This is a genomic window from Burkholderia sp. BCC1977 (genome assembly GCF_905339595.1).
Lineage (GTDB): Bacteria > Pseudomonadota > Gammaproteobacteria > Burkholderiales > Burkholderiaceae > Burkholderia.
Genome location: NZ_CAJPGQ010000021.1, coordinates 14,366 through 40,864, shown reverse-complemented (window position 1 = coordinate 40,864; position 26,499 = coordinate 14,366). Strand labels below are relative to the sequence as shown.

20 protein-coding genes are annotated in these 26,499 nt (G+C 69.6%); 8 read left to right on the top strand and 12 right to left on the bottom strand.

Features of this window, described 5'->3' with window-relative positions; translation table 11 throughout:
• Window positions 1–49 precede the first annotated feature (49 nt).
• From arfB to recC, 4 genes are read right to left on the bottom strand one after another with little or no spacing between them, the layout of a single operon-like run.
• A complete protein-coding gene (arfB, locus tag U5771_RS18575) occupies window positions 50–454 on the bottom strand; it encodes an alternative ribosome rescue aminoacyl-tRNA hydrolase ArfB (RefSeq protein ID WP_322025319.1) in 405 nt (134 codons plus the stop codon).
• Window positions 451–2,763, bottom strand: coding sequence for an AAA family ATPase (locus tag U5771_RS18570; RefSeq protein WP_322025318.1), 2,313 nt, complete (start codon window positions 2,761–2,763; stop codon window positions 451–453). Before U5771_RS18570 ends, arfB begins: the two co-directional genes overlap by 4 nt.
• Window positions 2,760–6,464 (bottom strand): exodeoxyribonuclease V subunit beta, encoded by a 3,705-nt coding sequence (gene recB, locus U5771_RS18565; protein WP_322025317.1) that lies wholly within the window; start codon window positions 6,462–6,464, stop codon window positions 2,760–2,762. Before recB ends, U5771_RS18570 begins: the two co-directional genes overlap by 4 nt.
• On the bottom strand, window positions 6,461–9,799 hold the full coding sequence (recC, locus tag U5771_RS18560; RefSeq protein WP_322025316.1) for an exodeoxyribonuclease V subunit gamma: 3,339 nt from the start codon (window positions 9,797–9,799) through the stop codon (window positions 6,461–6,463). Before recC ends, recB begins: the two co-directional genes overlap by 4 nt.
• A gap of 181 nt (window positions 9,800–9,980) precedes the next feature.
• Here recC and U5771_RS18555 point away from each other — a divergent pair, with 181 nt between their 5' ends.
• Complete coding sequence (locus tag U5771_RS18555; protein ID WP_322025315.1) at window positions 9,981–12,272, top strand: FUSC family protein; 2,292 nt, start codon at window positions 9,981–9,983, stop codon at window positions 12,270–12,272.
• A gap of 294 nt (window positions 12,273–12,566) precedes the next feature.
• Entirely contained in the window at window positions 12,567–13,934 is a 1,368-nt protein-coding gene (locus U5771_RS18550; protein ID WP_322025314.1) for an amino acid permease, read from the top strand.
• Window positions 13,935–14,104: 170 nt separating this feature from the next.
• On the opposite strand, the gene U5771_RS18545 is transcribed toward U5771_RS18550, so the two are convergent.
• Window positions 14,105–14,266 (bottom strand): hypothetical protein, encoded by a 162-nt coding sequence (locus U5771_RS18545; RefSeq protein ID WP_006476417.1) that lies wholly within the window; start codon window positions 14,264–14,266, stop codon window positions 14,105–14,107.
• A 267-nt stretch (window positions 14,267–14,533) separates the two neighbouring features.
• On the opposite strand from U5771_RS18545, the gene U5771_RS18540 reads away from it, so the two are divergent.
• Genes U5771_RS18540 through U5771_RS18530 form a run of 3 tightly spaced genes read left to right on the top strand, consistent with a single transcriptional unit; the run spans window position 14,534 to window position 18,021 of the window.
• The gene (locus U5771_RS18540) at window positions 14,534–15,577 is read left to right on the top strand and encodes a Fe(3+) ABC transporter substrate-binding protein (RefSeq protein WP_322025313.1); all 1,044 of its coding nucleotides are present in this window, start codon (window positions 14,534–14,536) and stop codon (window positions 15,575–15,577) included.
• Window positions 15,567–17,243, top strand: coding sequence for an iron ABC transporter permease (locus U5771_RS18535; RefSeq protein ID WP_322025312.1), 1,677 nt, complete (start codon window positions 15,567–15,569; stop codon window positions 17,241–17,243). The genes U5771_RS18540 and U5771_RS18535 overlap by 11 nt, the downstream gene beginning before the upstream one ends.
• A 4-nt stretch (window positions 17,244–17,247) precedes the next feature.
• Window positions 17,248–18,021 carry an ABC transporter ATP-binding protein gene (locus U5771_RS18530; protein WP_322025311.1) on the top strand — a complete coding sequence of 258 codons (774 nt, stop codon included), beginning with the start codon at window positions 17,248–17,250 and terminating at the stop codon, window positions 18,019–18,021.
• A gap of 93 nt (window positions 18,022–18,114) precedes the next feature.
• Here the strand turns inward: U5771_RS18530 and U5771_RS18525 are convergent, their stop codons facing one another.
• From U5771_RS18525 to U5771_RS18510, 4 genes are all read right to left on the bottom strand, one after another.
• The gene (locus U5771_RS18525; protein ID WP_006754321.1) at window positions 18,115–18,585 is read right to left on the bottom strand and encodes an Lrp/AsnC family transcriptional regulator; all 471 of its coding nucleotides are present in this window, start codon (window positions 18,583–18,585) and stop codon (window positions 18,115–18,117) included.
• A 288-nt stretch (window positions 18,586–18,873) separates the two neighbouring features.
• Window positions 18,874–19,515, bottom strand: coding sequence for an NAD(P)-dependent oxidoreductase (locus U5771_RS18520; protein WP_322025310.1), 642 nt, complete (start codon window positions 19,513–19,515; stop codon window positions 18,874–18,876).
• Between the two features lie 137 nt (window positions 19,516–19,652).
• Window positions 19,653–20,108, bottom strand: a complete 456-nt coding sequence (locus U5771_RS18515) for an Rrf2 family transcriptional regulator (protein WP_059603397.1) — start codon at window positions 20,106–20,108, stop codon at window positions 19,653–19,655.
• A 99-nt stretch (window positions 20,109–20,207) separates the two neighbouring features.
• On the bottom strand, window positions 20,208–20,636 hold the full coding sequence (locus U5771_RS18510; protein WP_322025309.1) for a hypothetical protein: 429 nt from the start codon (window positions 20,634–20,636) through the stop codon (window positions 20,208–20,210).
• Between the two features lie 193 nt (window positions 20,637–20,829).
• Between U5771_RS18510 and U5771_RS18505 the strand changes: the two genes are divergently transcribed.
• From U5771_RS18505 to U5771_RS18495, 3 genes are all read left to right on the top strand, one after another.
• Window positions 20,830–21,165 (top strand): hypothetical protein, encoded by a 336-nt coding sequence (locus U5771_RS18505; RefSeq protein ID WP_322025308.1) that lies wholly within the window; start codon window positions 20,830–20,832, stop codon window positions 21,163–21,165.
• A 253-nt stretch (window positions 21,166–21,418) separates the two neighbouring features.
• The gene (locus tag U5771_RS18500; RefSeq protein WP_322025307.1) at window positions 21,419–22,612 is read left to right on the top strand and encodes an ammonium transporter; all 1,194 of its coding nucleotides are present in this window, start codon (window positions 21,419–21,421) and stop codon (window positions 22,610–22,612) included.
• A gap of 191 nt (window positions 22,613–22,803) precedes the next feature.
• Window positions 22,804–24,762, top strand: a complete 1,959-nt coding sequence (locus U5771_RS18495; protein WP_322025306.1) for a PhoX family protein — start codon at window positions 22,804–22,806, stop codon at window positions 24,760–24,762.
• Between the two features lie 172 nt (window positions 24,763–24,934).
• Here the strand turns inward: U5771_RS18495 and U5771_RS18490 are convergent, their stop codons facing one another.
• From U5771_RS18490 to U5771_RS18480, 3 genes are read right to left on the bottom strand one after another with little or no spacing between them, the layout of a single operon-like run.
• Window positions 24,935–25,561 (bottom strand): type II secretion system protein, encoded by a 627-nt coding sequence (locus U5771_RS18490; protein ID WP_322025392.1) that lies wholly within the window; start codon window positions 25,559–25,561, stop codon window positions 24,935–24,937.
• 5 nt (window positions 25,562–25,566) lie between these two features.
• Entirely contained in the window at window positions 25,567–25,956 is a 390-nt protein-coding gene (locus U5771_RS18485; RefSeq protein WP_322025305.1) for a type II secretion system protein, read from the bottom strand.
• Between the two features lie 9 nt (window positions 25,957–25,965).
• Window positions 25,966–26,499 (bottom strand): type II secretion system protein, encoded by a 534-nt coding sequence (locus U5771_RS18480; RefSeq protein ID WP_322025304.1) that lies wholly within the window; start codon window positions 26,497–26,499, stop codon window positions 25,966–25,968.

Below are 26,499 nucleotides of genomic sequence, written 5' to 3'. Positions count from 1 at the left end.
GGCGCGGCGGCCCGGCTCCGCCCGCCATGCCGGCCGGTTCGACCCGCCGTCAGTCGGTCACCTTCCCTCTTCCGGACTTCACCACGCTGCGGCGCGACTTGTGTTCGAGCCGCCGCTCCCTGGATGCGCGCGTCGGCCGTGTCGCGACCCGCGCACGCGGCGTGTACGCGACGCTGCCGATCAACGCATCGAGCCGCGCGAGCGCTGCGTCGCGGTTTTTCTCCTGGGTGCGGTATTCCTGCGACTTGATCACGACGATGCCGTCGCGCGTGATGCGCTGGTCGGACAGCGCGAGGAGCCGCTCCTTGATGACGGGCGGCAGCGACGACGCGCGGATGTCGAAACGCAGGTGAATCGCACTCGACACCTTGTTGACGTTCTGGCCGCCGGCGCCCTGCGCGCGCACGGCGGTCCATTCGACTTCGGCCGGATCGAGCGTGTAGCGGATCATCATCGCGACGCCTCCTCACGGCGCCGCGCGAGCGCCTCGTCGACGCGGGCCGCCAGGCCCGAATCGCGTTGTGTGCGCGTCGCGACCGCCTGCGCCAGCACGCGCCGCGGGCCGATCACCTGCACGCGCGTGCGTGCGCGCGTGACGGCCGTATAGACGAGTTCGCGCGTCAGCACGCGGCTGAACGACGCCGGCAGCACGAGCGCGGCCTCGTCGAATTCGGAGCCCTGCGATTTGTGGACGGTCAGCGCGAACGCCGTTTCGTGCGGCGGCAGCGCCGCGGGCGACACGGCACGCGCGGTGCCGTCCGCGCGGCGGAACCACACGCGCAACACACCGTGCGCATCCGGCAACGCGATGCCGATGTCGCCGTTGAACAGCCCGAGCGCATAGTCGTTGCGCGTCACCATGATCGGCCGTCCGGTGAACCAGTGTGCGCCGACCGCGAGCGGCACGCGCGCGGCATGCCGCACGTGCGTGGCCACCAGCGCATTGACGTGTTCGGCGCCGCGCGAGCCGGTGCGCGTCGCGCACAGGATCCGGAAGCGGTTGAGCGCATCGAACAACGGCAGTGGATCGGGCGCCGGCTCGGACAACGCGGTGCGCAGCGCATCGAGATACGCGCCGAACCGGCGCGCGAGCCGCTCGACCGTCGACGCCGCAAGCGTATCGCCCGCATCGTCGTGAAACGACGCCGCGGCGGCATCGTCCATCGGCAACGCATCGAGCGCACCCTGCACGTCGCCGCGGCGGATCGCGAGCGACAGGCGGCCGATCGGCGAATCGAGACCGAAACGGTAATTGCGTTCGAGCCACACGACGCAGTCTGCAAGCGGTGCGGGTGCGGGGGACGCGTCGGCAATGGCGTCGGCCCGTGGCGCACCGGTGGACGCCCATGCCGACGCTCCCGCATGGGCCGGATCGAACGGCGCGAGCTCGACCGCGTCGAGCCACGCAAGTTCGTCGGCCTCGATCCATGCAGGATCGGCGGACGCGGAGGCGCTATCGGTGTCGATCGGTGCCAGCGCCGCAGGCGACAACGCAGCGGCCGGCGGCGCGGCACCCGCCGCGGAACCCGCTGCGTCCTGCGGGTCGTCATCGAACAGCGACGCCTGGCGCGTATCCACGTTTCGCCGCGCCGCCGCCTTGCGCGCAGCGGTCGCCGATCTCGGAGCGGATACTGGCGCCGGCGCCGAAGCCTGGGCTGGAACTGGCGCGGCAACCGCCCCGGCCGCCTCGCCTTCCGGCACCGGCAACGCCGCGACGAAAGCCGCTTCGTCGATCCCGAGCGCATCCGCGATGCGCGTGCGCGCCGCGGCGGTGAACGTCGGCCGTGCGCTGAGTTCGGCGAACACGGCGCCGGCCTCGACCGCGGCAAGCTGATCCTTGTCGCCGAGCAGCACGAGCCGTGCGCCCGGCGCGAGCGCATCGAGCAGATGCGCGGCGAGCGCGACGTCGATCATCGACGCCTCGTCGACCACGATCAGATCGTACGGCAACGGATTGTCGCGATGATGGCGGAAGCCCGCCGCGCCGCCGCCGCCCAGCAGGCGATGCAGCGTGTACGACGTGTCGGGCAGGCGCGCGGCAAGTTCCGGCGGCAGGTCGCCCGCCCGCGCGTGCAACGCTTCCTGCATCCGCTGCGCGGCCTTGCCGGTCGGGGCCGCCAGCGCGATGCGCAAGCCCGGATGCGCGTCGAGCAGACAAGCCAGCACGCCGACGACGGTCGTCGTCTTGCCGGTGCCGGGGCCGCCGCTGACGATCGTCACGCGCCCGGTCAGCGCAACGATCGCCGCGACGCGCTGCCAGTCGACGTCACCGGTCGCGGGCCCGAAGTAACGCGCGAGACTGTCGCGCAACCGGCCGGGCGCCAGCGCGTCGCCCGGAGCGGCGACGCCGGCCTGCGCGACGAGCGCATCGGCGAGCCGTCGTTCGTAGTCGAAATAGCGCGACAGGTACAGATGGTCGTGCCGGTCGACGATCAGCGGCCGCTCGTCGCCGCGCGCGAGCGTGCCGAACGCCACCACGCCGCTCGCGGCAAGCGCCGCGCGCACGTCGTCGACCGGTTCCTCGTAGCGCTGCGCGAGCGCGCCGAGCGACACGCACACGTGACCGCCCGCGGTCGCCCGGCTGGTTGCGAACGCGGCACGCGCCGCCCAGCGCGCGGCTGCGGCCGGCGCACCCGCGCGGCGCGACAGGTCGCCGATGCGCCGCGCGAATCCTTCCGCAAGTGCGATGCCGAAATCAGCCGGCTCGGGCAGGCGCGCGACGAGGCCGCCGGTGAATTCGAGCGTATCGTCCGACTCGTTCATGCGCGGCCCCCTTCCATCATCCGGTCGAGCGCGTCGACGAGTTCGCGCGCGGGCCGCCGCGCATGCACGCCGGCCGGTTCGCCGCCGCTGCGCCAGCCGGGCCGCACGCCGCGCACGAACAAGTACAGGTAGCCCGCCATATGCGTGTCGTAGTCGTAGTCGGGCAACCGCCCGCGCAGATAGCGATGCAGCGCGACCGTGTAGAGTAGCGCCTGCAGGTGATACGCGTGATCGGCCATCGCGACGTCGAGCGCGCGCGGGCCGTAGGAATCCGGCGTATTGCCGAGATGGTTCGACTTCCAGTCGACGATCCAGAAGCGGCCGTCGTGTTCGACGATCATGTCGATGAAACCCTTGATGAAACCGGCGAGCATGCCCGCGTCCAGCGCAACGTCCGGATAGCCGTGCGCGACCAGCAGCCGGCGCAGCGCGCCCAGCTCAAGCGACGGCGCCGGGAACAGGAAACCCATTTCGTCGAGCCGCCTGGCGGGATCGAGATCCGCAAGCCGCATGCCCGGCACGAGCTCCGTGCGGACGACGTCGTCGACGAGCCGCGCCATCATCGCCGGCAGACGCGTCGCGAGTTCGGGCTCGGCCTCGACCGGCCGGTCATGCAGCGCGCCGAGCGCCGCCTGGCGCCACGAATCGGGCTCGGTGAACCGGCTGAGTTCGAACAGGCGATGGAGGCACTCGCCCGCTGCCGCACCGCGCGGAAACACGAGGATGTCGTCGTCCGGCGGCTCGACCGCGACCGGGTCGGCCACGGCAAACGCGCCGTCCGGCGCCACGGCCGCAAGCGCATCGTGATCGGGCCGCAGCTCGTCGTCCGTCACGACGGCGACGCCTGCCTCCTCGCGTGCCATCGACGCGGTCAGCGAACTGAAGCTCGCCATCCGCCACGCGTCGCGCAGCACCCGCGTCGCATGACGCGCCGCAAGCGTCTGCGATGCATCGTGCCCGGCCGCGAGCCGCTCACGGCGCGCCGGCACCGGCAACGGTGCAACGCTCACGGGCCCGCCCGCGAGCGCTTGCCACGCCGCGTCGAGCGCCGTTTCGTCGGGCGGCTCGTCGAGCCACGCGTCGAACGACTGGCCGGCGCCGGCGACGAGCCAGTTCAGCACGCTGCGCCGCGCCTCGCGGGTCGAGCGTGACGACAGATAGGGCCCGGCGACGAGATAGCACCGATAGACCGCGCGCGTGAGCGCCACGTAGACGAGCCGCGCGCGTTCCGCCGCCTGTTCGCGCAGCGCCTGGCGCGCGGCATGCTCGGCGGCTTCGTCGTCGCACCCGTAATGCAGCACGGCGTCGCCCGCATCGTCGTGATACTCGCGTGCGTCGGGCAGCGCCGACGCGGGCGGCTCGCGCAGCCCGCCGTCGTTCAGGAACGGACAGAACACGACCGCGTATTCGAGGCCCTTCGACTTGTGCACGGTCACGATCTGCACGAGATTGCGATCGGATTCGAGACGCAGCTGCGCTTCCTCGCCGCCGCCGTCGAGCCGTTGCGCGGCGAGCCAGCGCAGCGTCGGCGCGATGCCCGGCTGCGCGGACGCGCGCGCCTGCGTCAGCTCGGCCAGATGGTTGATGTCGGTCACGCGGCGTTCGCCGTCCGCGCCGGCCATCAGCCGCTCGGCGATCCGGAGTTCGCGCATGAACGTGCGCCACATCACCGCGAAGCCGCGTTCGCGCCACAGCAACCGATAGCGCGAGAAGCGCTCGACCCAGCTCATCGCGTCCGCGCCGTCGGCCGCTTCGCGCGACGCGTCGCCGTCGCCCTGCTCCATCCGCCACAGCGCACCCGCATCGAGGCCGAACCAGTCGGCCGCCAGCGCCGCGCGCAGGCGCCGCAGATCGCCCGGCGCATCGATCGCCGCCAGCACGCGCTCGAGCTGCTCCGCATCTCCGGTCGAAAACACCGACGCCTGCGCGAGCTCGACGCTGCCGATGCCCCACGTGGCGAGCACGCGCTTCACGAGGCTGCCCTGCCGGTGCGTCTGCACCAGCACCGCGATATCGCCCGGCGACAGCGGCGTATCGCCGAGCCGCACCTGGCCTTCGCGCGCGCCGCGCATCAGCCGGGCAATTTCGGCCGCGCACGCCTGGGCGGCCTGTGCCTGCGCGTCGCGCTTGAGCAGCGTGCCGTCGCCGCCCGGCAGCGCCCAGATCCGGAAATCGCCGGCCGGGCCCGGATCGGTCCCGTCGACGAACGGTGCCCGCACGCGCGTGCCGGCCCGCACCGCGTAATAGTCGAGCCCGTCGAGCACGAACGCGCGCGGGTTCGACATGAAGAAGCGGTTGCACGCATCGACGATCGCCGGCGTCGAGCGCTGGTTGACCGCGAGCGTGTAGCACGCGCTCGCGCTTGCCCGCGCGGCGAGATACGTGTGCAGGTCCGCCGCGCGGAAGCTGTAGATCGCCTGCTTCGGATCGCCGACCAGAAAGAGCGGCCCGCCCGGCGCGAAGATCCGGTCGAAGATCGCGAACTGCAGCGGGTCGGTATCCTGGAATTCGTCGATCAGCGCGGCCGGATAGCGCGCGCGCAGCGTCTCGGCGAGCCACGGATGCGCGTGAAGCGCGCGATACAGGTTCGCGAGCAGGTCGTCGAACGACACGACGCGGCGCGTACGCTTGCGTTCGGCCAGCTCGCCCGGCGCCGTGTCGAGCCAGTCGGCGATCAGCGCGAGCCAGCGCGCGCGCTGCGCGGCCTCGGCCGCGGCCACCGCCGCTTCGAGCGCGTCGGCTAAGTCGAAGAACGGGTGTTCGGGGGTCGCGCCGCCCTTTTTCGTCGCCTTCGCGAGCGCGGTGCGCGTGAGCTTGAGCGCTGCATTCGGGAGCGCGGCCGCGGCATTGCCCTGCGCGAAATGCGCGGACCACGCGCCGAGCGCATCGGCGACCGCGTCGGGCTTGTGCGAGCGCTGGTTCAGCACGGGCTGCGCGGTGCGCAGCAACGCGTCGATCGCGTCGCGCTCGTCGGCCCACATCCGCGCGGCCTCCGCAAAACATTCGGCGGCAGCGGCCTCCGCCGCTTCGTCCGGTTCGACGACGCCGTCCCAGCGCAGCGCGGCGAGCGGCTTCTTCAACCGCCGCGCGAGCTGCGCGTCGAGCGCGGCCGGGCCCGCGCCCGAATCGACGAGCCACGTCGCGAAGCCCGGCCAGCGCGCGGCCATCGGTTCGACGCGCGTGCGCCAGAAGTCCGCCGCGAGCTCGAAGCGCAGCGCCGCATCGTCGGCCTGCATGTCGAACGCGAACGGCATCGCGGCCGCGAACGGCGCTTCCTGCAGCGCACGCTGGCAGAATGCGTGAATCGTGTGGATCGCCGCCTGGTCGAATGCGCGCAGCGCCCGCCGGATCCGCTTCGCGGCGGTCTCGGGGTCGAGCGCGCCGGCTTCGCCGAGCGTCGTCTCGAGCAGGCGCGCGACGAACGGATCGCCGCCGTCGTCACCGGTATCGAGCACATGGGCGAGCTGCGCCAGCCGCCCGCGGATCCGCTCGTGCAGTTCGGCCGTCGCCGCCTTCGTGAAGGTCACGACGAGGATTTCGTCCGCGCCGAGATCCTTCTCCAGCAACAGGCGGACGTAAAGCGCGCAAATGTTCCACGTCTTGCCGGTGCCGGCCGACGCCTCGATCTGGTTGACGCCGTCGAGCGGGCACGCGAACACGTCGAGTTCGAGCGCCGCCTGCGGCTGGGATGCGGCGCTCATGCGACCTCCTTCAGGTGTTCCAGCATCGGCTCGAAGACGAGCCGCGCGAGTGTGCCGAACGGCTCGTCGAGCGACGGGTGTGCGCCGCGCCACGCGATCGCGATGGCCGGATCGTCGGCTTCGCTCACCACGCGCTCGTTGATCCAGACGCTCGCGGCCTTCGCCTCGCCGTCGGACATGCGCGCCCATGCGCTGCGCGGGAAGAACCGCAGCGGCATGCGCCGCCCCGCGCGAAACAGCGCGGCGAGCGGCGCCAGGTGCTCGAGCGGCGCCGCGACCGGCGTGAGTTCGAAGGCGCCGCCGCTGCCGAACCACAGCGTGCGGCGCGGACCGTCGGGCTCCACCGCGCAGTAGACGAGGTGCGCGAGCCACGCGGACAGGTAGTCGCGTGCGCTCGGCCGTGCATAACGATAGATGACCTGGCCCGCCGGCGTCAGCCGGTTCAGCGTACCGTGCAGCTCGAGCGGCGCACTCACTGCGTCGCCCGACAGCATCGCGTCATCGGCGCCGAACAGCGCCTGATCGGTGTCGGGCCATGCGGGCGCGATCGCGAGCGTGAACGGCCGCCGCTCCATGCCGTCGGCCAGCGCGCGCCGCACGTTCGACGCAAGCTGCGTCATCGAGCCGAGCGCCTGGTCGCGCCAGACGGCACCCGTCGCGCCGCCCGGCAGTTCCGGGCTGGCGTCCGCGATGCGCAGCGCATGATCGTGCACGCCCCCTTCATCCGATTCGATCAGGAGCGGCAGCACGCGCTCGGCGAGCGCGTCGCTGCCCGCGAAGTCGAGTGCGAACGGCTCCGTGTCGAGCAGTTCGGCCTGCGCGTCGGACAGCACGATGCCGAGCCGCGCGCGCAGCAGCGCACGGGCCGGATGCCGCCAGAAACGTTCGAACTCGCTGAACGCGACGGGCTCGACCGGCTCGGCCGGCAGCGGCTGCGCGAAGAACGGCGGCTCCCGTGTCGCGTCGCGCGCGGCTTCGGCCGCCAGCAGCGACGCGAGTGTCGCGCGCTCGGCGTCGTACGAAGCCAGTTCGCTGCCGGGCCGGAAATACTCGGCCGCGAACGGTTGCAGCGGATGCTCGACGATGAACGCGCGCCGCGCCGCGTCGACCGCGTCCGGCGCGGCGTCCGCGCCGGCCGTGACGAGCGCGAGATGGTCGAGCAGTTCGTCGACGAGCGCCGCGGGCGGCAACGGCGCGTTGTCGCGAATGCTGCGCCCCGTATAGGCGATCAGCAGCCGGTCGCGCGCGGCGAGCAGCAGGTCGAGGAACAGGTTGCGCTCGTCGTCGCGGCGCTGCCGGTCGCCGAGCTTCGGCAGGACCGCCATCAGGTCGAATTCGTCGGCGCGCGCGAGGCTCGGCAGCACGCCGTCGTCCATCCCGAGCAGGCACACGACGCGGTACGGCAGCCCGCGCAAGCTCGTCAGCGACGAGAACGTGACGCCGCCCCACGGCACCCCGCCGCGCGCCGGATCGTCGAGCGCGGCGGCCAGCCCCGCACGCACGACGGCCGCGGGCAACGCGTCGTCGGGCGCGCCTTCCGTCATCGCGGCGAGCATCGCGTCGAGCGCGTCGCGCACGCCCGCGAGCGCATCGGCATACGCGGCGCCGGAGTCGAAGAACCGCGCGAGCGTGTCGGCGAACAGCTCGCTCCATGCGCGCGGCGTGTGCGCGTCGGCGAGCCGCCGCGAGAAGCCGTCGAGATCGTCCGTGAAGCGCGCGAGCCGGCCGAGCAGTTCGGCCTCGCTGCCGGTGGCCGCCTCGATCGGCAGCCACGCGCCGACCGGTGCCGCGCCTTCGGGCATCGCATAGCCGAGGAAGAGCCGCGCGAGCGCGTCGGAAAACGTGTGGCGCGGCGCAGGCACCGCCGCGTCGTCGCTTGCCGTCGGCGACAGCCCGCGCCGCGCGCCGGCGGCCGCGAGCCAGGTCTGCACCGTCTCGAGCGCGGCTGCATCGATGCCGTAACGGGACGCCACCGCGTCGACGCGCAGCCATTCGACCAGTTCCGGCGCCCCGACCTGCCGCTCCGGCAATGCGAGCCATTCGAGCAGCACGCGCGCGACCGGGTTCGCCTGCGACGGCGGCAGGCCGGTGATCCGGTAAGGCACGCGCGCGCCGCCGGCGCCCGCCGTGCCGAACACGGCATCGATCAGCGGCCCGGCCGCCGCGAGATCGGCGACCGCCACCAGCACATCGGACGGCTGCAGCGTCGCGTCCGCATCGAACCATGCGAGCAGGCGGTCATGCAGCACCTCGAGCTGGCGCGCGAGGCTGTGACACACGTGCACCTCGATCCCGCGCTCGGCCGGCGCTTCGCCGAGTTCGGCCTCCGGCTGCAGGTCGAGGATCGCGTTCTGCACGCGCGCGAGCCAGGTCGGCGCGGGATTCCCGACGAAACGCGATGCATCGCCTGACGCGGCGCTTTCGGTCAGCTCGTGCAGCATGTGCAGCTGCGCCTGCGTCTGCCGCCCCCACTCGGCGAGCAGCGGATGGCCAACTTCCTGGTAGTCGAGCCGGCCGGCCGCGTCGAGCGCCTCCGCATGCGCGGCGGTGACGATGTCGAACCAGAATTCGCGGCACGGGTTGAGCGCATAGACGCGCACGTCGATCCAGCGCGACAGCTCGCGCAGCAGCGCGACGTGCAGCGGCGGCATCGTCGGCAGCGCGAACACGCTGACCGATTCCGGCCAGTCGGCCCGCGTGACGGTGTCGGGATCGAGGTTGCGCGCCTCCACGAGGAAGCGATGCGCGGGCGGCGTGCCGCTGTCGCTCAGCTCCGCGAGCAGCGCGCGCCACAACGCGGCCTGCCAGTGCTCGTCGTCGCGCGCGGCATCGCTGACACCGCGCGGCGCGGCGTGGCCCGCGAGCACCGACTCGCCGGCCTGCCACGCGGCCAGCCATTCGGGTCGATACGTCAGGTAATGATCGAGCACGGCCGCGACGCGCTGCGCGAGCTCGTAGCGCATCGCGTCGTCGGACGCGGACAGATACGCGGCCAGCCGCGGCGACGCGAGCCACGGCGCGCCGCTCGCGCCCTGCGCGAACAGCCGGTAGCAGCGCCACACGAGGCGATCGGGTGCGAACGGCGAGCGCGCGGGCACCGTCAGCACGCGGCCGATCTGCGCCCACAGCCATTGCGCGAGATACGTGAACTCGACGTTCGCGCACACGCCGTGGCGCGCGGCGATGTCGAGTTCAAGACGGCGGCGCAGCGCCGCGCTCGGCACGATGACCTGATGCGGCGCCCACGGGCCGTTGCGGGCCGGGAACGCGGCCAGGTCGTCGAGCAGCGCGTCGGCCAGCGTTTCGTGACGGTTCGAATAGAAGAGATGGAGCATGAAGCGGGTGTCGAAGCCTCGCGCCGAACGGGTCGGGCGAACGGGAGCACCAAGGATAGCAAAAGGACCGTCGCGATGAACCTCGTCCGACCGGCCAGGTTTTGCGGACCGCGAAATACGATAGACTCGTCGCCAGTCAATACGCCGCCCCGGGCGTCTTCGTCTGTCATTCAGCCCATCGATGCGCTATTCGGTCGAAATCAGAAAGTTTTTCTACAGCCAGTACTTTTTCGGCGGCCTGCGGATCGCGGTCGGCGTCTCGCTGCCGGCCGTGCTGTGCCTGATCGTGTTTCACAACCGGGAACTCGGCTTCACGATCTCGACCGGCGCGCTCGGCGCGTGCGTCGTCGACATGCCGGGCCCGCTGAAGTACAAGCACAACGAAATGCTCGCGTGCAGCGTGATCGGCTTCCTGGCCGCGCTCGCGACCGGCCTCGCCACACCGAACATCTTCGCGCTCTGGCTGACGATCGTGCCGCTCACGTTCGTGCTGTCGCTGATCGTCGTCTACGGCAACCGCTGGCCGCAGATCAGCTTCGCGACGCTGTTCATGATGGTGATGACGCTCGAGGAGAATTTCACGCCGCTGCAGGCGTTCATCAATGCCGGCTGGATTCTCGCGGGCGGCCTCTGGTACACGTACTGGGCGACGCTCGTGTCGCAATGGCAGGCGCGCCGGATCGAGCAGCAGGCGCTCGCCGAAAGCCTGTTCGCGTGCGCCGACTACCTGCTCGCGCGCGCGCAGTTCTACGATCTCGACGCCGATCTCGACGAGTGCTACCGCAATCTCGTCGCGAAGCAGATCACCGCGGTCGAGACGCAGGAAACCGCACGCGACATCGTGTTGCGCAACCTGCCGAAGCTGCGCCGCGGCAAGCTCGATCCCGGCCGCACGACGATGTACAACCTGTTCATCAACAGCGTCGACCTGCACGAACTGTTCGTCGGCGCACACACCGACTACCCGCTCGTGCGCAACACGTTCGGCGGCTCCGACCTGATCATTTTCTATCGCGACCTGATCCGCAAGGCGGCCGCCGATCTCGAGGAGATCGGCCTCGCGGTGCTCGAGAACCGCGCGCCGCATTCGCGCATCAGCGTGAAGGCCGAACTACGCGCGATCGAGTACGAGATCGAGCTGATGCGCAAGAAGAACTTCCCGGCCACCAACGCGGAAGCCTACGCGGCCGTGCTCGCGACGTTCCGGCGCATCTGGAGCGCGACGCGCCTGATCGACCGGATGCGCCGCAACCTGTCGGGCCATGCCGACCCGCAGCAGACCGAACTGAAGATCGACAAGGCGCTCACGCGCTTCCTGCAGCGGCGCCGGATGTCGCCGCTCCTGATCTTCTCGAACCTGAACATGCGCTCGCCGAGCTTCCGCCACGCGCTGCGCGTGACGATCGCGGTCGCGGTCGGCTTCTGGCTCGGCCGGCTGCTGCCGCTCACGAACGCATACTGGATCGTGATGACGACCATCATCATCCTGAAGCCCGGCTACTCGCTCACCAAGCAGCGCAACGCGCAGCGTATCGTCGGCACGCTGATCGGCTGCGCGGCGAGCATTGCGCTGATCTACACGGTCAAGGAGCCGCACCTGCTGATCGCGATCATGTTCGGGTCGATGGTGATGAGCTACAGCCTGCTGCTGTTCAACTACGCGGCGAGCGTCGTGTTCACGTCGTCCTACGTGCTGCTGATGTTCCACCTGCTCGCGCCGGGCAGCATGCGGATCATCGGCGAGCGGGCGATCGACACGGTGGTCGGCTGCATGATCGCGATCGCCGCGAGCCGCCTGTTCCCGTATTGGGAATACCGGCTGATGGGCAAGCTCGTCACCGACATGCTGACGTCGACCCGCAAGTATTTCGAAGCCGTCTGGCGCGCCGGGCGCGGCGCGTCGCCGCCGCCCGTGCCGGCCGCGGACGGCGCGGCGGTCGTGCCGGTCGTCGCCGCGGCGATCGAGACGCCGGCCGCCGCCCTCGACGACGACTACCGCTACCGCCTCGCGCGCAAGGACGTGCACATCGCGTTCGCGAACCTCGGCCAGGCGTTCCAGCGGATGATGATCGAGCCGAAGGCGCACCAGCGCTTCGTGCCGGAGCTGAACGACCTGCTCGTGCAGACGCACGTGCTCGGCGCGCAGATCACCGCCGCCGCGCCGCTGATCCGCAGCGCGTGCGCGGCCGACGAGAACCTCGGCCACGACGATGCGCTGCGCCGCGGCCTGTCCGCCGTGCTCGAGAATCTCGAGCGGGCGGAAGCCGGCGAGCCGCCGCCGGCCGACCAGCTCGACGCGACGAAGCAGATCACGCGCGACCTCGATGCGATGGTCGTGTCCGCGGAAAAATCCGACGCGGTCGGCGCCGAGCTCACGCACGACCTGAAGGTACTCGCGCACCAGTGCAAGCAGATGCTCGCGTCGTCGCTGCTGATCCGCAAGGACGCGAGCGTCATCCGCCTGCCCGCATGACGGCTTGAAGTTGTCCCGCCGCCGGCCGCCCGCGCATGCACGCGGGCCGGCCGGCGGCGCGCCCCGCTCCCGCAGCACCTTTCCGAAGCATGCCCCGCCCACCACACGGCCCGTGCCCACGCCGCGCGATGGCCCCAGCCCGATTCCGCCGGTTGCGCCAGTCAGGGAATACCCGATTCCGGTCACATGGCCCGGCTTGTTATCATTCGTTCACATTTAAGTTGTCTATACAACTTGACCCAACCGGGCCGACTCCGCTCGCCCGGTTCGTCGCATAACGATATCGGAGACTTGATGAAGAACTTGCAGCGCCACCTGAGCGCGCGGCACATCCGCTTTCTCGCGCTGGGCTCGGCGATCGGCACCGGCCTGTTCTACGGCTCGGCGTCCGCGATCCAGCTCGCGGGCCCGGCGGTGATCCTGGCCTATATCCTGGGCGGCGCGGCCGTCTACATGGTGATGCGCGCGCTCGGCGAGATGGCCGTGCGCGAGCCCGTCGCCGGCTCGTTCGGCCACTACGCGACCGAAAACCTCGGCCCGTTCGCGGGCTTCGTCACCGGCTGGACCTACACGCTCGAAATGGTGATCGTCGCGATCGCCGACATCACCGCGTTCGGCATCTACATGGGCTTCTGGTTTCCGGACGTCCCGCAATGGATCTGGGTGCTCGGCGTCGTCGCGGTCATCTGCGGGCTGAACCTGTGCCACGTGAAGGTGTTCGGCGAGCTCGAGTTCTGGCTGTCGATCATCAAGGTCGGCGCGATCGTCGCGATGATCGGCGGCGGCGTCGCGATCCTGCTGACCGGCATGCATTTCGGCCATTCGGCCGACGTGCCGACGTTCGCGAACCTGTGGAACCATGGCGGCTTCTTCCCGAACGGGATCGGCGGGCTGATCGCGTCGTTGTCGGTCGTGATCTTCGCGTACGGCGGCATCGAGGTGATCGGGATGAGCGCCGGCGAGGCGAAGGACCCGGAGCGCGTGATTCCGCGCGCGATCAACGCGGTGCCCGCGCGCATCCTGCTGTTCTACGTGCTGACGATGGTCGTGCTGATGTCGATCAGCCCGTGGACCGGCGTCGGCGGCGACGGCAGCCCGTTCGTGCAGATCTTCTCGGCGCTCGGCGTGAAGTCGGCCGCGACGATCCTCAACCTCGTGGTGATCAGCGCGGCGATCTCGGCGATCAACAGCGACATCTTCGGCGCGGGCCGGATGATGTTCGGGATGGCGCGCCAGGGCCAGGCGCCGCGCGTGCTGATGACGACGTCGCGGCACGGCGTGCCGTGGGTCACGGTGCTCGTGATGGCCGGCGCGCTGCTGATCGGCGTGCTGCTCAACTACCTGATGCCGAAGGACGTCTTCCTGGTGGTCGCGGCGATCGCGACGTTCGCGACCGTGTGGGTGTGGCTGATGATCCTGCTGTCGCAGGTCGCGATGCGCCGTCGCCTGTCGAGCGCGGAAGTCGCGGCGCTGAAGTTCAAGGTGCCGCTGTGGCCCGTCGCGCCCGCGCTGACGATCGCGTTCATGGGCTTCGTGATCGTGATGCTCGGCTGGTTCGAAGATACGCGCGTCGCACTCTACGTCGGCGCGGCATGGCTCGCCCTGCTCGCGGCCGTGTTCTACGCACGAATCCGCCCGAAGTTTGCGCCTGCGTCACGATGACGCACGACTGACCCTTCCATGCGGCGCGCCGGCTTCGGCGCCCGCGTCTCTCCCGGCGCGACGCGACGCCTCACGCGTCGCCCGCCGCCGCCTCTACCCTTCCCGCCGTTTCCGCGCATCGCCGGCTGCCCGACCGGGCCGCACGGCGATGACGCGCGTCAGCGTCAACGTCAGTGCGACGCGGCGCTCGCGGCTTCGGCCGGATGGGCCTCGTCATACGCATGCTTCTGCGAGATCGCGTTGTACAGGATCGTGCCGATCACGAGCAGCACGGCCACGACGATCAGGATGCTCACGTTGCGGACAGGGTTCTTCTTGCGCTGATCGTTCATGGTCGGTGCGGCTCCGTCGAATTCGTTGAAGCGGGCATTCTACGCGCTTGCGCCCGCGCTGCGACGCCCCCCGTTGTGCGCCCCGTTGTGCGCCCCGTTGCACGCCCTCCTCCCGCCTTCCTTCCTGCTTTCCGTCAGCTTTCATTTGATAATCATTCCCATTCCGATCTAGAATCCTGAATCTTTCGCTTTGTAATGTTTCGGGTCGCTCGGGCGGCAGGCACGCCCCGGAACGCTTCCTCGTCCGCCTGCCTCATCGGAGTCTCCATGTCGAATCCGCGCACCCGCCTGCTGCCGCTCGCCGGCGCCCTCGCCCTTGCCGCCGCCGCGTTCGCGCCGCTGGCCCACGCTGCCGAGGAAGTGAGCCTGTACACCACCCGCGAACCGAAGCTGATCCAGCCGCTGATCGACGCGTTCACGAAACAGAGCGGCGTCAAGGTCAACACGGTGTTCGTGAAGGACGGCCTGCTCGAGCGCGTGAAGGCGGAAGGCGCGCAATCGCCGGCCGACGTGCTGATGACGGTCGACATCGGCAACCTGCTCGACCTCGTCGACGGCGGGCTCGCGCAGCCGGTGCGCTCGAAGGTGCTCGACGACGCGATTCCCGCGAACCTGCGCGGCGCGCAGGGCGACTGGTACGCGCTGTCGCTGCGCGATCGCGTGCTGTATGTGGAGAAGGACCTGAAGGTCGACGCGTTCCGCTACGAAGATCTCGCCGATCCGAAATGGAAGGGCAAGGTCTGCATCCGCTCGGGGCAGCATCCGTACAACACGGCACTCGTCGCGGCGATGATCGCGCACGACGGCGAAGCCGCGACCGAAAAGTGGCTGCGCGGCGTGAAGGCGAACCTCGCGCGCAAGGCGACGGGCGGCGACCGCGACGTCGCGCGCGACATTCTCGGCGGCATCTGCGACGTCGGTCTCGCCAACGCGTACTACGTCGGTCACATGAAGAACGCGGAAGCCGGCACCGATGCACGCAAGTGGGGCGACGCGATCAAGGTCGTGCGGCCGACGTTCGCGAACGCGAAGAGCGGCGGCACGCACGTGAACGTCAGCGGCGCGACGGTCGCGAAGCACGCGCCGCACAAGGCCAACGCTGTGAAGCTGCTCGAGTACCTCGTGTCGCCGGACGCGCAGGCGCTGTATGCGCAGGCGAACTACGAATACCCGGTGCGCGCGAACGTGAAGCTCGATCCGGTGATCGCGAGCTTCGGCACGCTGAAGGTCGACCCGCTGCCGCTGACCGAGATCGCGAAGCACCGCAAGGCGGCCAGCCAGCTCGTCGACAAGGTCGGCTTTGACAACTGATGCAGCGTTCGTCCGCGCGCGCCGCCGGCCGCTTCGTTCGCGCGCGGGCAGCCTCTGGCTGGGCGCGGCCGTCGCGATCGCCGCGGCGGTCGCGGCGCCGCTCGCGGTGCTGGTCGCGGCCGCGTTCGGCGCCGATCTCGCGCACTGGAAGCACCTCGCCGAATTCGTGCTGCCGCAGGCGCTCGTCAATACGCTGCTGCTGCTCGCGGGCGTCGGTGCGATCGTCACGGTAGTCGGCACCGGCTGTGCGTGGCTCGTCACCGCGTACGATTTTCCCGGCCGCCGGATGCTGACCTGGGCGCTGCTGCTGCCGCTCGCAGTGCCCACCTATATCGTCGCATTCGCGTATCTCGACCTGCTCCACCCGATCGGCCCCGTGCAGGGGGCGATCCGCTGGCTGCTCGGCTTCGACAGCCCGCGCCAGTTCCGCCTGCCCGACCTGCGCTCGCTTCCCGGCGCGATCTTCGTGCTCGGCTTCGTGCTGTATCCGTATGTGTACCTGAGCACGCGCGCGATGTTCGTCACGCAGTCCGCGAGCCTGCTCGAAGCCGCGCGCACGCTCGGCGCCGGACGCATCGCGACGTTCTGGCGCGTCGTCGTGCCGCTCGCGCGGCCCGCGATCGCGGTCGGCGTGAGCCTCGCGCTGCTCGAAACGCTGAACGACATCGGCGCGTCGGAATTCCTCGGCGTGCAGACGCTGACCGTATCGGTCTACACCACGTGGATCACACGTTCCGATCTCGCCGGCGCCGCGCAGATCGCGCTCGCCATGCTCGCGATCGTCGTCGGCATGATCGTGCTCGAACGCTACGGGCGCCGCCGCCAGCGCTACGCGCACGGCCGGCGCATGCGTCCGGTCGCACCGCGCAAGCTGACGGGCGCGGCCGCGTGGAGCGCCGCCGCGTTCGGCTGGCTGCCGGTGCTGCTCGGTTTCGGCGCGCCGGCCGCCTACCTCGCGGTCGAGACCGGCAAGCGGCTGCATCTCGTCGGCGGCGTCTCCGCGCAGTTGCTGACCGGGCTCGCGAACACGCTGACGATCGCCGCCGCCGCTACCGTCGCGACGCTCGCATGCGGGCTGGTCGTCGCGTGGGCGGCACGTGCGCAGCGCGACAGCGCGCGCGCGGGCCCCGCCCGCGTGTGCGCGCGCATCGCGAGCCTCGGCTACGCGGTGCCGGGCACCGTGCTCGCGATCGGCCTGTTGATCCCGTTCGCGACGGCCGACCGGCTGCTGGGTGCGGCGCTCGGCCGCGACGGGCTGCTGCTGATGGGGTCGGCCGCCGCGCTCGTGATCGCGTACACCGTGCGCTTTCTCGCGATTTCGGCCGGCAGCATCGAAGCCGGCCTCGCGCGCATTCCGCCGTCGCTCGAACAGGCCGCACGCTCGCTCGGCGAGACGGCCGGCGGCACGCTGCGCCGCGTGCACCTGCCGCTGCTGCGGCCCGCGCTCACGACGAGCGCCCTGCTCGTCTTCGTCGACGCGATGAAGGAGTTGCCGGCGACGCTGCTGCTGCGCCCGCTGAATTTCGACACGCTCGCGACCTGGCTGTATGCGGAAGCCGCGCGCGGCACCTATGAGGAAGGCGCGGTCGCCGCGCTCGCGATCGTGCTGGCCGGGCTCGTGCCCGTGATCCTGCTCGCGCGCACCCGTCACAAGATCGGAGCCTGACACCGTGAACCTGCTCGAACTCGACGACCTCTGCGTCGCCTACGACACGCCGCACGGCCGCCGCACGGTGGTCGACGGCCTGAGCCTCGCGCTGCCGCGCGGCGACATCGGCTGCCTGCTCGGCGCCTCGGGCTGCGGCAAGACCACCGTGCTGCGCGCGATCGCGGGCTTCGAGCCCGTGCGCATGGGGCGCATCGTGCTGGACGGCACGCCCGTCGCGGCGCCGTCGCTCGACGTGCCGCCCGAGCGGCGGCGCATCGGCATGATGTTCCAGGACTACGCGCTGTTCCCGCACCTGAGCGCGGCCGACAACGTCGCGTTCGGCCTGCGGCGGATGCCGAAGGCCGAACGGCACACCCGCGTCGCGGACATGCTCGAACTCGTCGGCCTCGCCGCTTCGGGCAGCGCGTATCCGCACGAATTGTCGGGTGGCCAGCAGCAGCGTGTCGCCCTCGCCCGCGCGCTCGCGCCGTCGCCGGAGCTGCTGCTGCTCGACGAGCCGTTCTCGAATCTCGACGTCGATACGCGCGAGCGGCTCGCGTTCGAGCTGCGCGATATCCTGAAGCGCACGGGTCACACCGCGATCCTCGTCACGCACAATCAGGCGGAAGCGTTCGCGATCGCCGACCGGATCGGCGTGATGAAGGATGGCCGGCTCGCGCAATGGGACACGCCGTACGCGCTGCACCATCATCCGGCCAGCCCGTTCGTCGCGGAGTTCGTGCGCCGCGACGCACTGGCGGACGAACGCGCACGCGCGCTCGCGCGCGGTCGCTGAGCGGACCATAACGACAACGGCGCGCATCGTCGGCGGGTACACACAACACGCAACACGCACGCGCACCGCCGCGATGCATCGCCGTCCCGCGCGCTACGCCGGCTCGGACAGGTCGCGCACCGGCAGCGCGGTCGAATACTTGATCTGCTCCATCGCGAACGACGAGCTCACGTCGAACAGCGGCACCGCGCGGATCAGTTGCTTGTACACGCGATCGTAATCGTCGATGCCAGCCACCACGACCCGCAGCAGATAGTCGGTCTCGCCGCTCATCCGGTACACCTCGACGACTTCCGGCATGTCGCGCACGGCCTGCGTGAAGCGCTGCGCCCACTCCTCGGTGTGCTGGTTCGTGCGGATCGCGACGAACACGGTCGTGCCGACACCGAGCTTGCGCGGATCGCACAGCGCGACCTGCGCGCGGATCGCGCCGGTTTCCTTGAGCCGCTGGACGCGCTTCCAGCAGGGCGTCTGCGACAGGTTCACGCGCTGCGCGAGTTCCGCGATCGGCAATGTGGCATCTGCCTGCAACAGCTCCAGCAGCTTGCGATCGATGGCATCCATTTACCCATTCCCTCGTAGATAGAAATTTTTTCTATGCATCCTGCATGACGGGGAACAATATGGAAACCGCTGCGCGGCGTCGACCGGGATAAATACCAATCAGGCAGGAAAGGCGCCGCAACGCGCACGATCCCGTGCACACCCGCCCATCGATCATCGGCACACCAGACGAAACAGGCGACGCCACCCGTCGAGGTGGAATCGCCTGAAGTCACTGCGACTGCGCTGCCTGCCGCGGGCCGCTCACGGCGAATACGGCACTGGCGCGCCGCCTCGCCGCGGTGCCGCTCAATACGCGACGGTCGCGATCTCGCGCACGAAGCTGTCTTGCTCGAGCGCATCGACGAACGCGACCGCGTAGTCTTCCGCCGAGATCTTGCTGTTGCCCTGTGCGTCCACGATCAGCTTGCCGACGCCCGTGCGGAACGTGCCCGTGCGCTCGCCCGGCGCGATCAGGGCGGCCGGCGCGAAGAACGTCCAGTCGAGATCGCCGACCGTCTCCAGATAGTCGAGCGCGTCGCGGTGCGCGAGCGCGACCGCCTTGTACGCGTCCGGGAAACCTTCGGTGTCGACCAGCTGCTTGCCCGGCGCGACTTCGAGCGAACCGGCGCCGCCCACCACCACGAGCCGCTTCAGGCCCGCCTGGCGCGTGCTTTCCACCAGCGCCTTCGCCGCGGCGACGATCTTCGCGGGATCGTCCTGTTTCGGGCTGTACGCACTCGCGACGACGTCATGCCCCGGCAGCGCGGCCGCGATGCTGGCCGCATCGAACAGGTCGGCCGCCTTCGCGGTGATACCGTCGGCGGCCGCGCCCGGATGGCGCGACAGCGCGGTCACGCGATGGCCGCGGCGCACGGCTTCCGCCGCAATGCGCGAGCCGATCATCCCGGTGGCGCCAAACAGTGCGATGTTCAACGAACGTTGCGTCATGTCGATTCTCCAGAAATAAAAGGTAACTATAACGATTACATATTGGACCGAAAAAAAACGGAGCAACACTCCGTCGTGCCGGTCGCCGCGTGTGCGCGCCGCCCGGCCTCCTGCCCTGCCTCATCCGTTGCCTGCGCTCACCCGCCGGCACTGCCCGCCGGCCGGCTGCGCTGCTCCGATTCGAGCACGTCGGCCGTGACATCGGCGAGCGTGCGCGTGGCAAGCGATGCTTCCATCGCGCGCTGCGCGTCGCCGATATAGTCGATCAGCACACCCTGGATGTGCCGCCCGACGAGACACGCGGGATTCGGCGCCTCGCGGTGCAGCGCGAACAGCTGCGCATCGTCGACCGCGCGATACACGTCGAGCAGCGTGATCTCGCCCGGCTCGCGCGCCAGCAGCGCCCCGCCGCCCGCGCCGAGCTGCGACGTGGTCAGCCCCGCGGCCGCCAGCATCGACAGCAGACGGCGAATCAGCGCCGGATTCGTGTTCACGCTGCCCGCGATGATGTCGGACGACAACGGCGCGCCCTCCTGCATCGACAGCAAGGCGAGCACGTGAACGGCAAACGCGAACCGGCTGCTGGTATTCATTCCTCACTCACTCGACGACGCCGGCCCGAACTGCAGCCGGCGACAATGTGTAACCACTATAATTACATTTTGCGGATTGTGCAAGGGCCGGCGGGCCGGCTACTCACCGCTGGCCGGCTTCGCACCCGACGCGTTCTGCTGGCTCCACTGCTGGAGCTTCTTGCCAGCCTCCGCGATCTTCGCGCCGGCTTCGGAGGCCGCGTGCGCGACGACCGCCGAAGCGGCCGCATCGATCTGCGCCTGCGCGGCGGACGCGAGGCCGCTCGCGGACAGCGGCGGCACGGCCGATGCCGCGCTCGCGATGCCGGCCTTCGCGGCATTGATCTGCTGGTTGACGGAGCTCGCCACCTGGTCGAGCGCCTTGGCCGCGTTGTTCGCGGCATCGGCGGCCGCGCTCGCGGCCGTATCGGGTTGCGTGACCGGCGTACCGGACTTCTCGCAGCCTGCGAGCAACAGCACCGCACCGACGGCCGTGGCCGCCAGCACGGACCCGGGCACGCGTCGCGCCCGCCAAGTCTTCATCTTCATCAGCAATCTCCGGCCGTGCACCGCGCGGCCTGAATGGTTGGACCGATGTCGATGATACCGCCTGTGGAACCAGGCCAATGACGACTCCCGATTAAAAATGCCTTTCAATTTCGGATTCGTCTGATTCAATCGAGGGCGCGCCGGCACTAAAGTAGGCAGGCTTCAATCTGCTCGGTCCGCTTCCCGCTTCTTCATGGCTTTCCTCATCGACTGGTTCATCGCGCTGGCCGCCGTGCTCGCCGCCACCCTGTTCCTGTGCCTTCGCTCCCCGTCCGCGACGCGCCTGCGTGCTGCCGGGCGCCCGCGCCGCGTGGCGTGCGCACGCCTGCTCGTGCAAGCGGTGATCGGCTTCTGGACGGCCGCGCTGATCGTCGCGCAAGGCATCCTCGGCCCCGACGGCGACGGCCAGTCGCACGCGGGCGTCGCGGCGCTCGCGTTCGCCGCGCTCGGGCTCTCGACCGTCGCCGCCTACTGGTCCGTATGCGCGGCGCGGCTACGGCGGCCACGCGCGCTGTTCGCGCGCCGCTGACGCGCCAGTCCGGTGCATCGCGGCGCACCACGACGCACCGCGCCGCGCGTCACGCGCACCAGTTGCGCACACGTCGCACCACGCCCGTGCGCCCGTCGCGGCCGCCGAACCGCATGCGGCCTGCCCCGCCACCGTGCATGCGTCACCGGAATGCCGCGCCGCCCGGCCTTCCGCACCAATTGCACGCAGCCGTTCACCAAGTTGGCTCGATACTTGCGTTCCTTGCCCGATTTTTGCGCAAGGAAGCCACGGCATGGATGGTCTGAAATCCGGCGTCGACACACTGTTCCTGTTGATCGGCGCCGTCATGGTGCTCGCGATGCACGCGGGCTTCGCATTTCTCGAACTCGGCACGGTCCGCAGGAAGAACCAGGTCAACGCGCTCGTGAAGATCCTGGTCGACTTCTCGGTGTCGACGCTCGCGTACTTCTTCATCGGCTACACGATCGCGTACGGCGTCGAGTTCTTCGACGACATCGGCACGCTGTCGCAGCACAGCGGCTACGCGCTCGTACGCTTCTTCTTCCTGCTGACGTTCGCGGCGGCCATCCCGGCGATCGTGTCCGGCGGCATCGCCGAACGCGCGAAATTCAATCCGCAACTCGTCGCGACGCTGATCATCGTCGGCTTCATCTATCCGTTCTTCGAAGGGATCGCGTGGAACGAGCGCTTCGGCGTGCAAGCCTGGCTCACGCATGCGTTCGGCGCGCCGTTCCACGATTTCGCGGGCTCGGTCGTCGTGCACGCGTTCGGCGGCTGGGTCGCGCTGCCGGCCGTGCTGCTGCTCGGCGCACGCCACGGCCGCTATGCGAAGGACGGCCGGATCGCCGCGCATCCGCCGTCGAACATTCCGTTCCTCGCGCTCGGCGCGTGGGTGCTCGCGGTCGGCTGGTTCGGCTTCAACGTGATGAGCGCGCAGACGCTCGACAAGATCAGCGGCCTCGTCGCCGTGAACTCGCTGATGGCGATGGTCGGCGGCACGCTCGCCGCGTGGATGGCCGGCCGCAACGATCCGGGCTTCACGTACAACGGCCCGCTCGCGGGTCTCGTCGCGGTCTGTGCGGGTTCCGACGTGATGCACCCGATCGGTGCGCTCGTCACCGGCGCGGCGGCCGGCGCATTGTTCGTCGCGATGTTCACCTGCGTGCAGAACAAGTGGCGCATCGACGACGTGCTCGGCGTGTGGCCGCTGCACGGGATGTGCGGCGCGCTCGGCGGCCTCGCGGCCGGCGTGTTCGGGCAACCCGCGCTCGGCGGCCTCGGCGGCGTGTCGTTCGTGTCGCAGCTGATCGGCACGCTCGGCGGCATCGCGCTCGCCACCGCCGGCGGCACGCTCGTGTACGGCGCGCTGAAGGCGACCGTCGGCCTGCGCCTCGATCGCGAAGCCGAATTCGACGGTGCCGACCTGTCGATCCACCGCATCTCGGCGACGCCCGAGCGCGACTGAGCGCAAACGCTTGCGACCGGCGTCCGGCAGCCCGCCTGACGGACGCCCGACACATCATTACGTTTTCAATTCAAAAAACTTTCATCGAGCATCCCTACACTTCGGTCCAGTTTTCAACTTGCCTTCGCATTGCTTGCTGATCGCCTGCTTCGCGAAACGCCATTCTTCCAATACCTGAAACTGGACTCCACATGCCCGCGTTGCCCAATGCTTCCCGTCGTCAGGCCCTGAAGATCCTCGCCGGCGCGCCCATGCTGCCCCTCTCCGGCCTCGCGCTGCCGGCCCTGCTGACGGGCTGCGGCGGCGACGACAATCCGGCGACGACGCCAGCCGCCGCCGCGTACACGTCGGCGGCGTTCTCGGCGATGGCCGCGCCCACGCTCGACAACGCGGCCGCGATGGCCACGACGACGGTCGGCTCGACGCTGTCGGTGTCGTTCTCGGACGGCTCGTCGCGCAACTTCAAGCTCGCGTACCGGCCGTTCTTCGTGACGGGCGACATGGTGCCGGACGGCAAGGGCGGCACGACGCTCGCGGGCGGCTACTACGACATCAACAACCAGCCGATCATCGACCGCTCGGTGGCGGGCAAGGAGCGCCAGTTCTATTCGGACTGCCCGGACGGCAGCTCGCTGCTGACGCTGAAGAACGCCAGCGTCGCCGGCGTGAAGGGCAACACGGTCTTCGCGGTCGTGCAGTTCGAATACACGACGCGCGACCAGGCGAGCGCGTCGCAGTACGGCCAGCTGCCGTCGCCGATCGCGGTGATCACGCTCGACCAGGATCCGTCCAACGGCGCGCTGAAGGTCGTCAAGTATCACAACGTCGACACGTCGAAGGCGCACGGCCTGTGGATCACCTGCGGCGCGAGCCTGTCGCCGTGGGGCACGCACCTGTCGAGCGAGGAATACGAGCCGGACGCGACGAAGGCCGCGACCGACGCGCAGTTCAAGGCATTCAGCAGGAACACGTTCGGCGACGAGACGAAGGCGAACCCCTACCACTACGGCCACCTGCCCGAGATCACGGTGAACCCGGACGGCACCGGCACGGTGAAGAAGCACTACTGCCTCGGCCGCATCTCGCACGAGCTGATCCAGGTGATGCCGGACCAGCGCACCGTGATGATGGGTGACGACGCCACCAACGGCGGCCTGTTCATGTTCGTCGCCGACAAGGCGGCCGATCTGTCGGCCGGCACGCTGTACGTCGCGAAGTGGACGCAGACGTCGTCCGCCGGCGCGGGCAGCGCGACGCTCACGTGGATCAGGATCGGCCACGCGACGAGCAGCGAGATCGAGACGCTCGCGAACACGCTGAAGGCGTCGGACATCATGGACCTGACGACGACCGACCCGAGCGACGCGAGCTACACGAAGATCCACTTCGGCGGCAAGTTCAACTGGATGCGCGTGAAGCCCGGGATGGAAAAGGCGGCCGCGTTCCTCGAGACGCACCGCTACGCGGCGCTGCTCGGCGGCAGCATGGCGTTCACGAAGCTCGAAGGCACGACGGTCAACGCGAAGGACAAGATCGTCTACACGGCGATGTCGCGGATCGAGACGTCGATGGTCCAGGGCAATGCGGTGTCGCGCGACGTCGCGGTGGACAAGAAGATCGCCGCGGGCGCCGTCTACGCGCTGAACCTGAAGGCCGGCCAGCGCGACACGTCGGGCGGCGCGATCGACAGCGAGTGGGTGCCGGTCGACATGGGCGCGCCGGCCGCGCTCGTCGGCGAGGACCTCGCCGCGGCCGATGCGCTCGGCAACCTCGCGAACCCGGACAAGATCGCGAACCCCGACAACCTGAAGTTCTCCGAGAAGTTGCGCACGCTCTTCATCGGCGAAGACTCGGGCATGCACGTGAACAACTTCCTGTGGGCGTACAACGTCGACACGAAGTCGCTGGTACGCGTGCTGTCGTGCCCGGCCGGCGCTGAATCGACCGGCCTGCACGCGGTCGACGAGATCAACGGCTGGACCTACATCATGAGCAACTTCCAGCACGTGGGCGACTGGGAGTCGCCGCTGCACGACAAGGTCAAGACCACGCTCGATCCGCTCGTGCGCGCGAACTACAAGGACCGCTTCGGTGCCAGCGTCGGCTACCTGACGGCCGAGCCGACCAGCATCAAGCTCGCGAAGGCCTGACCGGACGCGCGGGGGCGAGCGCCGCCGGCGCGACGCCCTGCCCCTGACCGGGCGTCCCTTTCTTCTTCACGTTTCATTCGTCGGCGCTCCACGCCGTTTTTACGCGCGATGCCCGTTGCGGGCGTCGCGCTTTTTTTGCGCGGGGTTTGCGTCGCGCGTTGCCGGCCACGCGTCAATGCAGGCCGCCCGGCGCCTTTCCGGGCAGCGAGCCGCCCGGAAACCCGGACAGGCTCGGCGCACTGGCCGGCCGCGCCGGCGCCGCCGGCGACGCTTCGTCAGCCGGCGCGGCCAGCCCCGGTGCGAGGTAAAGAAACTTCCATTGCCGATAGGTTTCGACGCCCTCGAAGTCCATGTATCGCTGCGGGAATCCGGCGCGTTTGATCGTCGCGCCGTCCGAGCTGCTGGATACGCCGTAGAAGCGGTCGGCCCGCCACAGAAACGACCAGTCGTTCTTTCCGCTGACCGGATCCGGATACGCGCGGCGCAGATGGTGCATGGGTGTTGCAAAGCGCGTATCGTCCAGCAGGTCGTCGACCGTTTGCGGGTACGCGCGCCCGACACGGTAGTACGCGACAATGGCCCTGCGGTACTGATCGCCGACGAACAGCAGTTGCCGCTCCTGTTCGCGGCGCCGCTGCAGCGACCAGACATCCAGCGCGCCGGCCAGCGCGATCGACATCAGCATCAGCGCGATCAGCAGCGCGAGCAGCACGAGCCCGCGCTGCCGCCCGCCGCGCGGGCGGGAATGCCTCGCCCGTGTGCGTGCGATCCCGCGCGCGGCCCGGCCGGTCCGGCTCATTTGGCTCATTTCGCCGCTCCGCCCGCGACCGGCGGCACGCCTTGCGCACTGCTCGCGGGCCCCACGTCGTAGACACCCTGCTTGGTCTCGTCCGGCGATGCGATCGTCGCCCATTTGTCGTCGCCGTTCACCGGATCGACCGGAACCGCACGCAAATAGTGCTTCGCGACCAGTTCGTCGAGCGTCTCGGGGTATTGCCCGTTGTCACCGTAATACTGGTCGATCGCATTGCGCATCACCGCGAGGTTCTGGCGCCGCACCTGTTCCTTCCCGCGCTCGATGCTGTGCATGTAGCGCGGCACGGCCAACGTCAGAAGCAGTCCGATGATGGCCATCACGACCACGATTTCGATCAGCGTAAAGCCGCGGATCCTGCGCATGCGAGCGGGTTTCATGATGAACCGTCACCATTGTTTGTACGGAATGCCGTTGATGCCGACGCGAGCGGATTTCGAGGTCACGTCGAACACGTCCTTGCCCGGCTCCATGCCGGCAGGCGCCGCGTCGGCCGCCGGGTCCGGCGGCGTGCCGTACGCGCGCGCATCCCAGGTGTCCTCGGCCGGCGTATCGGGATCGCCGGTGAAGAACGGATCGCGTGGCACCCGGCGCAGGAACATCACCATGCTGCCCTTCGGATCGCGGACGTTCTTCACGCCCGTCACGAGCACGGCCAGCGACGGCGGATAGCCAGACGCTTCCGCCTCCTTTTCGATCTGCCCCGCATCGCTCGCGTCCTTGTACGCATCGAGCGCCATGCGAATCTCACGCAACGCGGCGCTCAACTCCTGCTCCTTCTGACGCTGCACGATCAGTTCGGAGAACGGCATGATCGCCAGCGCGAGGATCGACACGAGTGCGAGCGTGATGACCATCTCGATCAACGTGAAGCCGCGCCGGCCGATGCGGCCGGCGCGCGTCGCTGCGTTGCGGGCCGCCAC

Excerpts from the sequence above, each read along its gene's own strand:
- arfB (WP_322025319.1), bottom strand. The coding sequence starts at position 454 with ATGATGATCCGCTACACGCTCGATCCGGCCGAAGTCGAATGGACCGCC.
- U5771_RS18570 (WP_322025318.1), bottom strand. The coding sequence starts at position 2,763 with ATGAACGAGTCGGACGATACGCTCGAATTCACCGGCGGCCTCGTCGCG.
- recB (WP_322025317.1), bottom strand. The coding sequence starts at position 6,464 with ATGAGCGCCGCATCCCAGCCGCAGGCGGCGCTCGAACTCGACGTGTTC.
- recC (WP_322025316.1), bottom strand. The coding sequence starts at position 9,799 with ATGCTCCATCTCTTCTATTCGAACCGTCACGAAACGCTGGCCGACGCG.
- U5771_RS18555 (WP_322025315.1), top strand. The coding sequence starts at position 9,981 with ATGCGCTATTCGGTCGAAATCAGAAAGTTTTTCTACAGCCAGTACTTT.
- U5771_RS18550 (WP_322025314.1), top strand. The coding sequence starts at position 12,567 with ATGAAGAACTTGCAGCGCCACCTGAGCGCGCGGCACATCCGCTTTCTC.
- U5771_RS18545 (WP_006476417.1), bottom strand. The coding sequence starts at position 14,266 with ATGAACGATCAGCGCAAGAAGAACCCTGTCCGCAACGTGAGCATCCTG.
- U5771_RS18540 (WP_322025313.1), top strand. The coding sequence starts at position 14,534 with ATGTCGAATCCGCGCACCCGCCTGCTGCCGCTCGCCGGCGCCCTCGCC.
- U5771_RS18525 (WP_006754321.1), bottom strand. The coding sequence starts at position 18,585 with ATGGATGCCATCGATCGCAAGCTGCTGGAGCTGTTGCAGGCAGATGCC.
- U5771_RS18520 (WP_322025310.1), bottom strand. The coding sequence starts at position 19,515 with ATGACGCAACGTTCGTTGAACATCGCACTGTTTGGCGCCACCGGGATG.
- U5771_RS18515 (WP_059603397.1), bottom strand. The coding sequence starts at position 20,108 with ATGAATACCAGCAGCCGGTTCGCGTTTGCCGTTCACGTGCTCGCCTTG.
- U5771_RS18510 (WP_322025309.1), bottom strand. The coding sequence starts at position 20,636 with ATGAAGATGAAGACTTGGCGGGCGCGACGCGTGCCCGGGTCCGTGCTG.
- U5771_RS18505 (WP_322025308.1), top strand. The coding sequence starts at position 20,830 with ATGGCTTTCCTCATCGACTGGTTCATCGCGCTGGCCGCCGTGCTCGCC.
- U5771_RS18500 (WP_322025307.1), top strand. The coding sequence starts at position 21,419 with ATGGATGGTCTGAAATCCGGCGTCGACACACTGTTCCTGTTGATCGGC.
- U5771_RS18495 (WP_322025306.1), top strand. The coding sequence starts at position 22,804 with ATGCCCGCGTTGCCCAATGCTTCCCGTCGTCAGGCCCTGAAGATCCTC.
- U5771_RS18490 (WP_322025392.1), bottom strand. The coding sequence starts at position 25,561 with ATGAGCCGGACCGGCCGGGCCGCGCGCGGGATCGCACGCACACGGGCG.
- U5771_RS18485 (WP_322025305.1), bottom strand. The coding sequence starts at position 25,956 with ATGAAACCCGCTCGCATGCGCAGGATCCGCGGCTTTACGCTGATCGAA.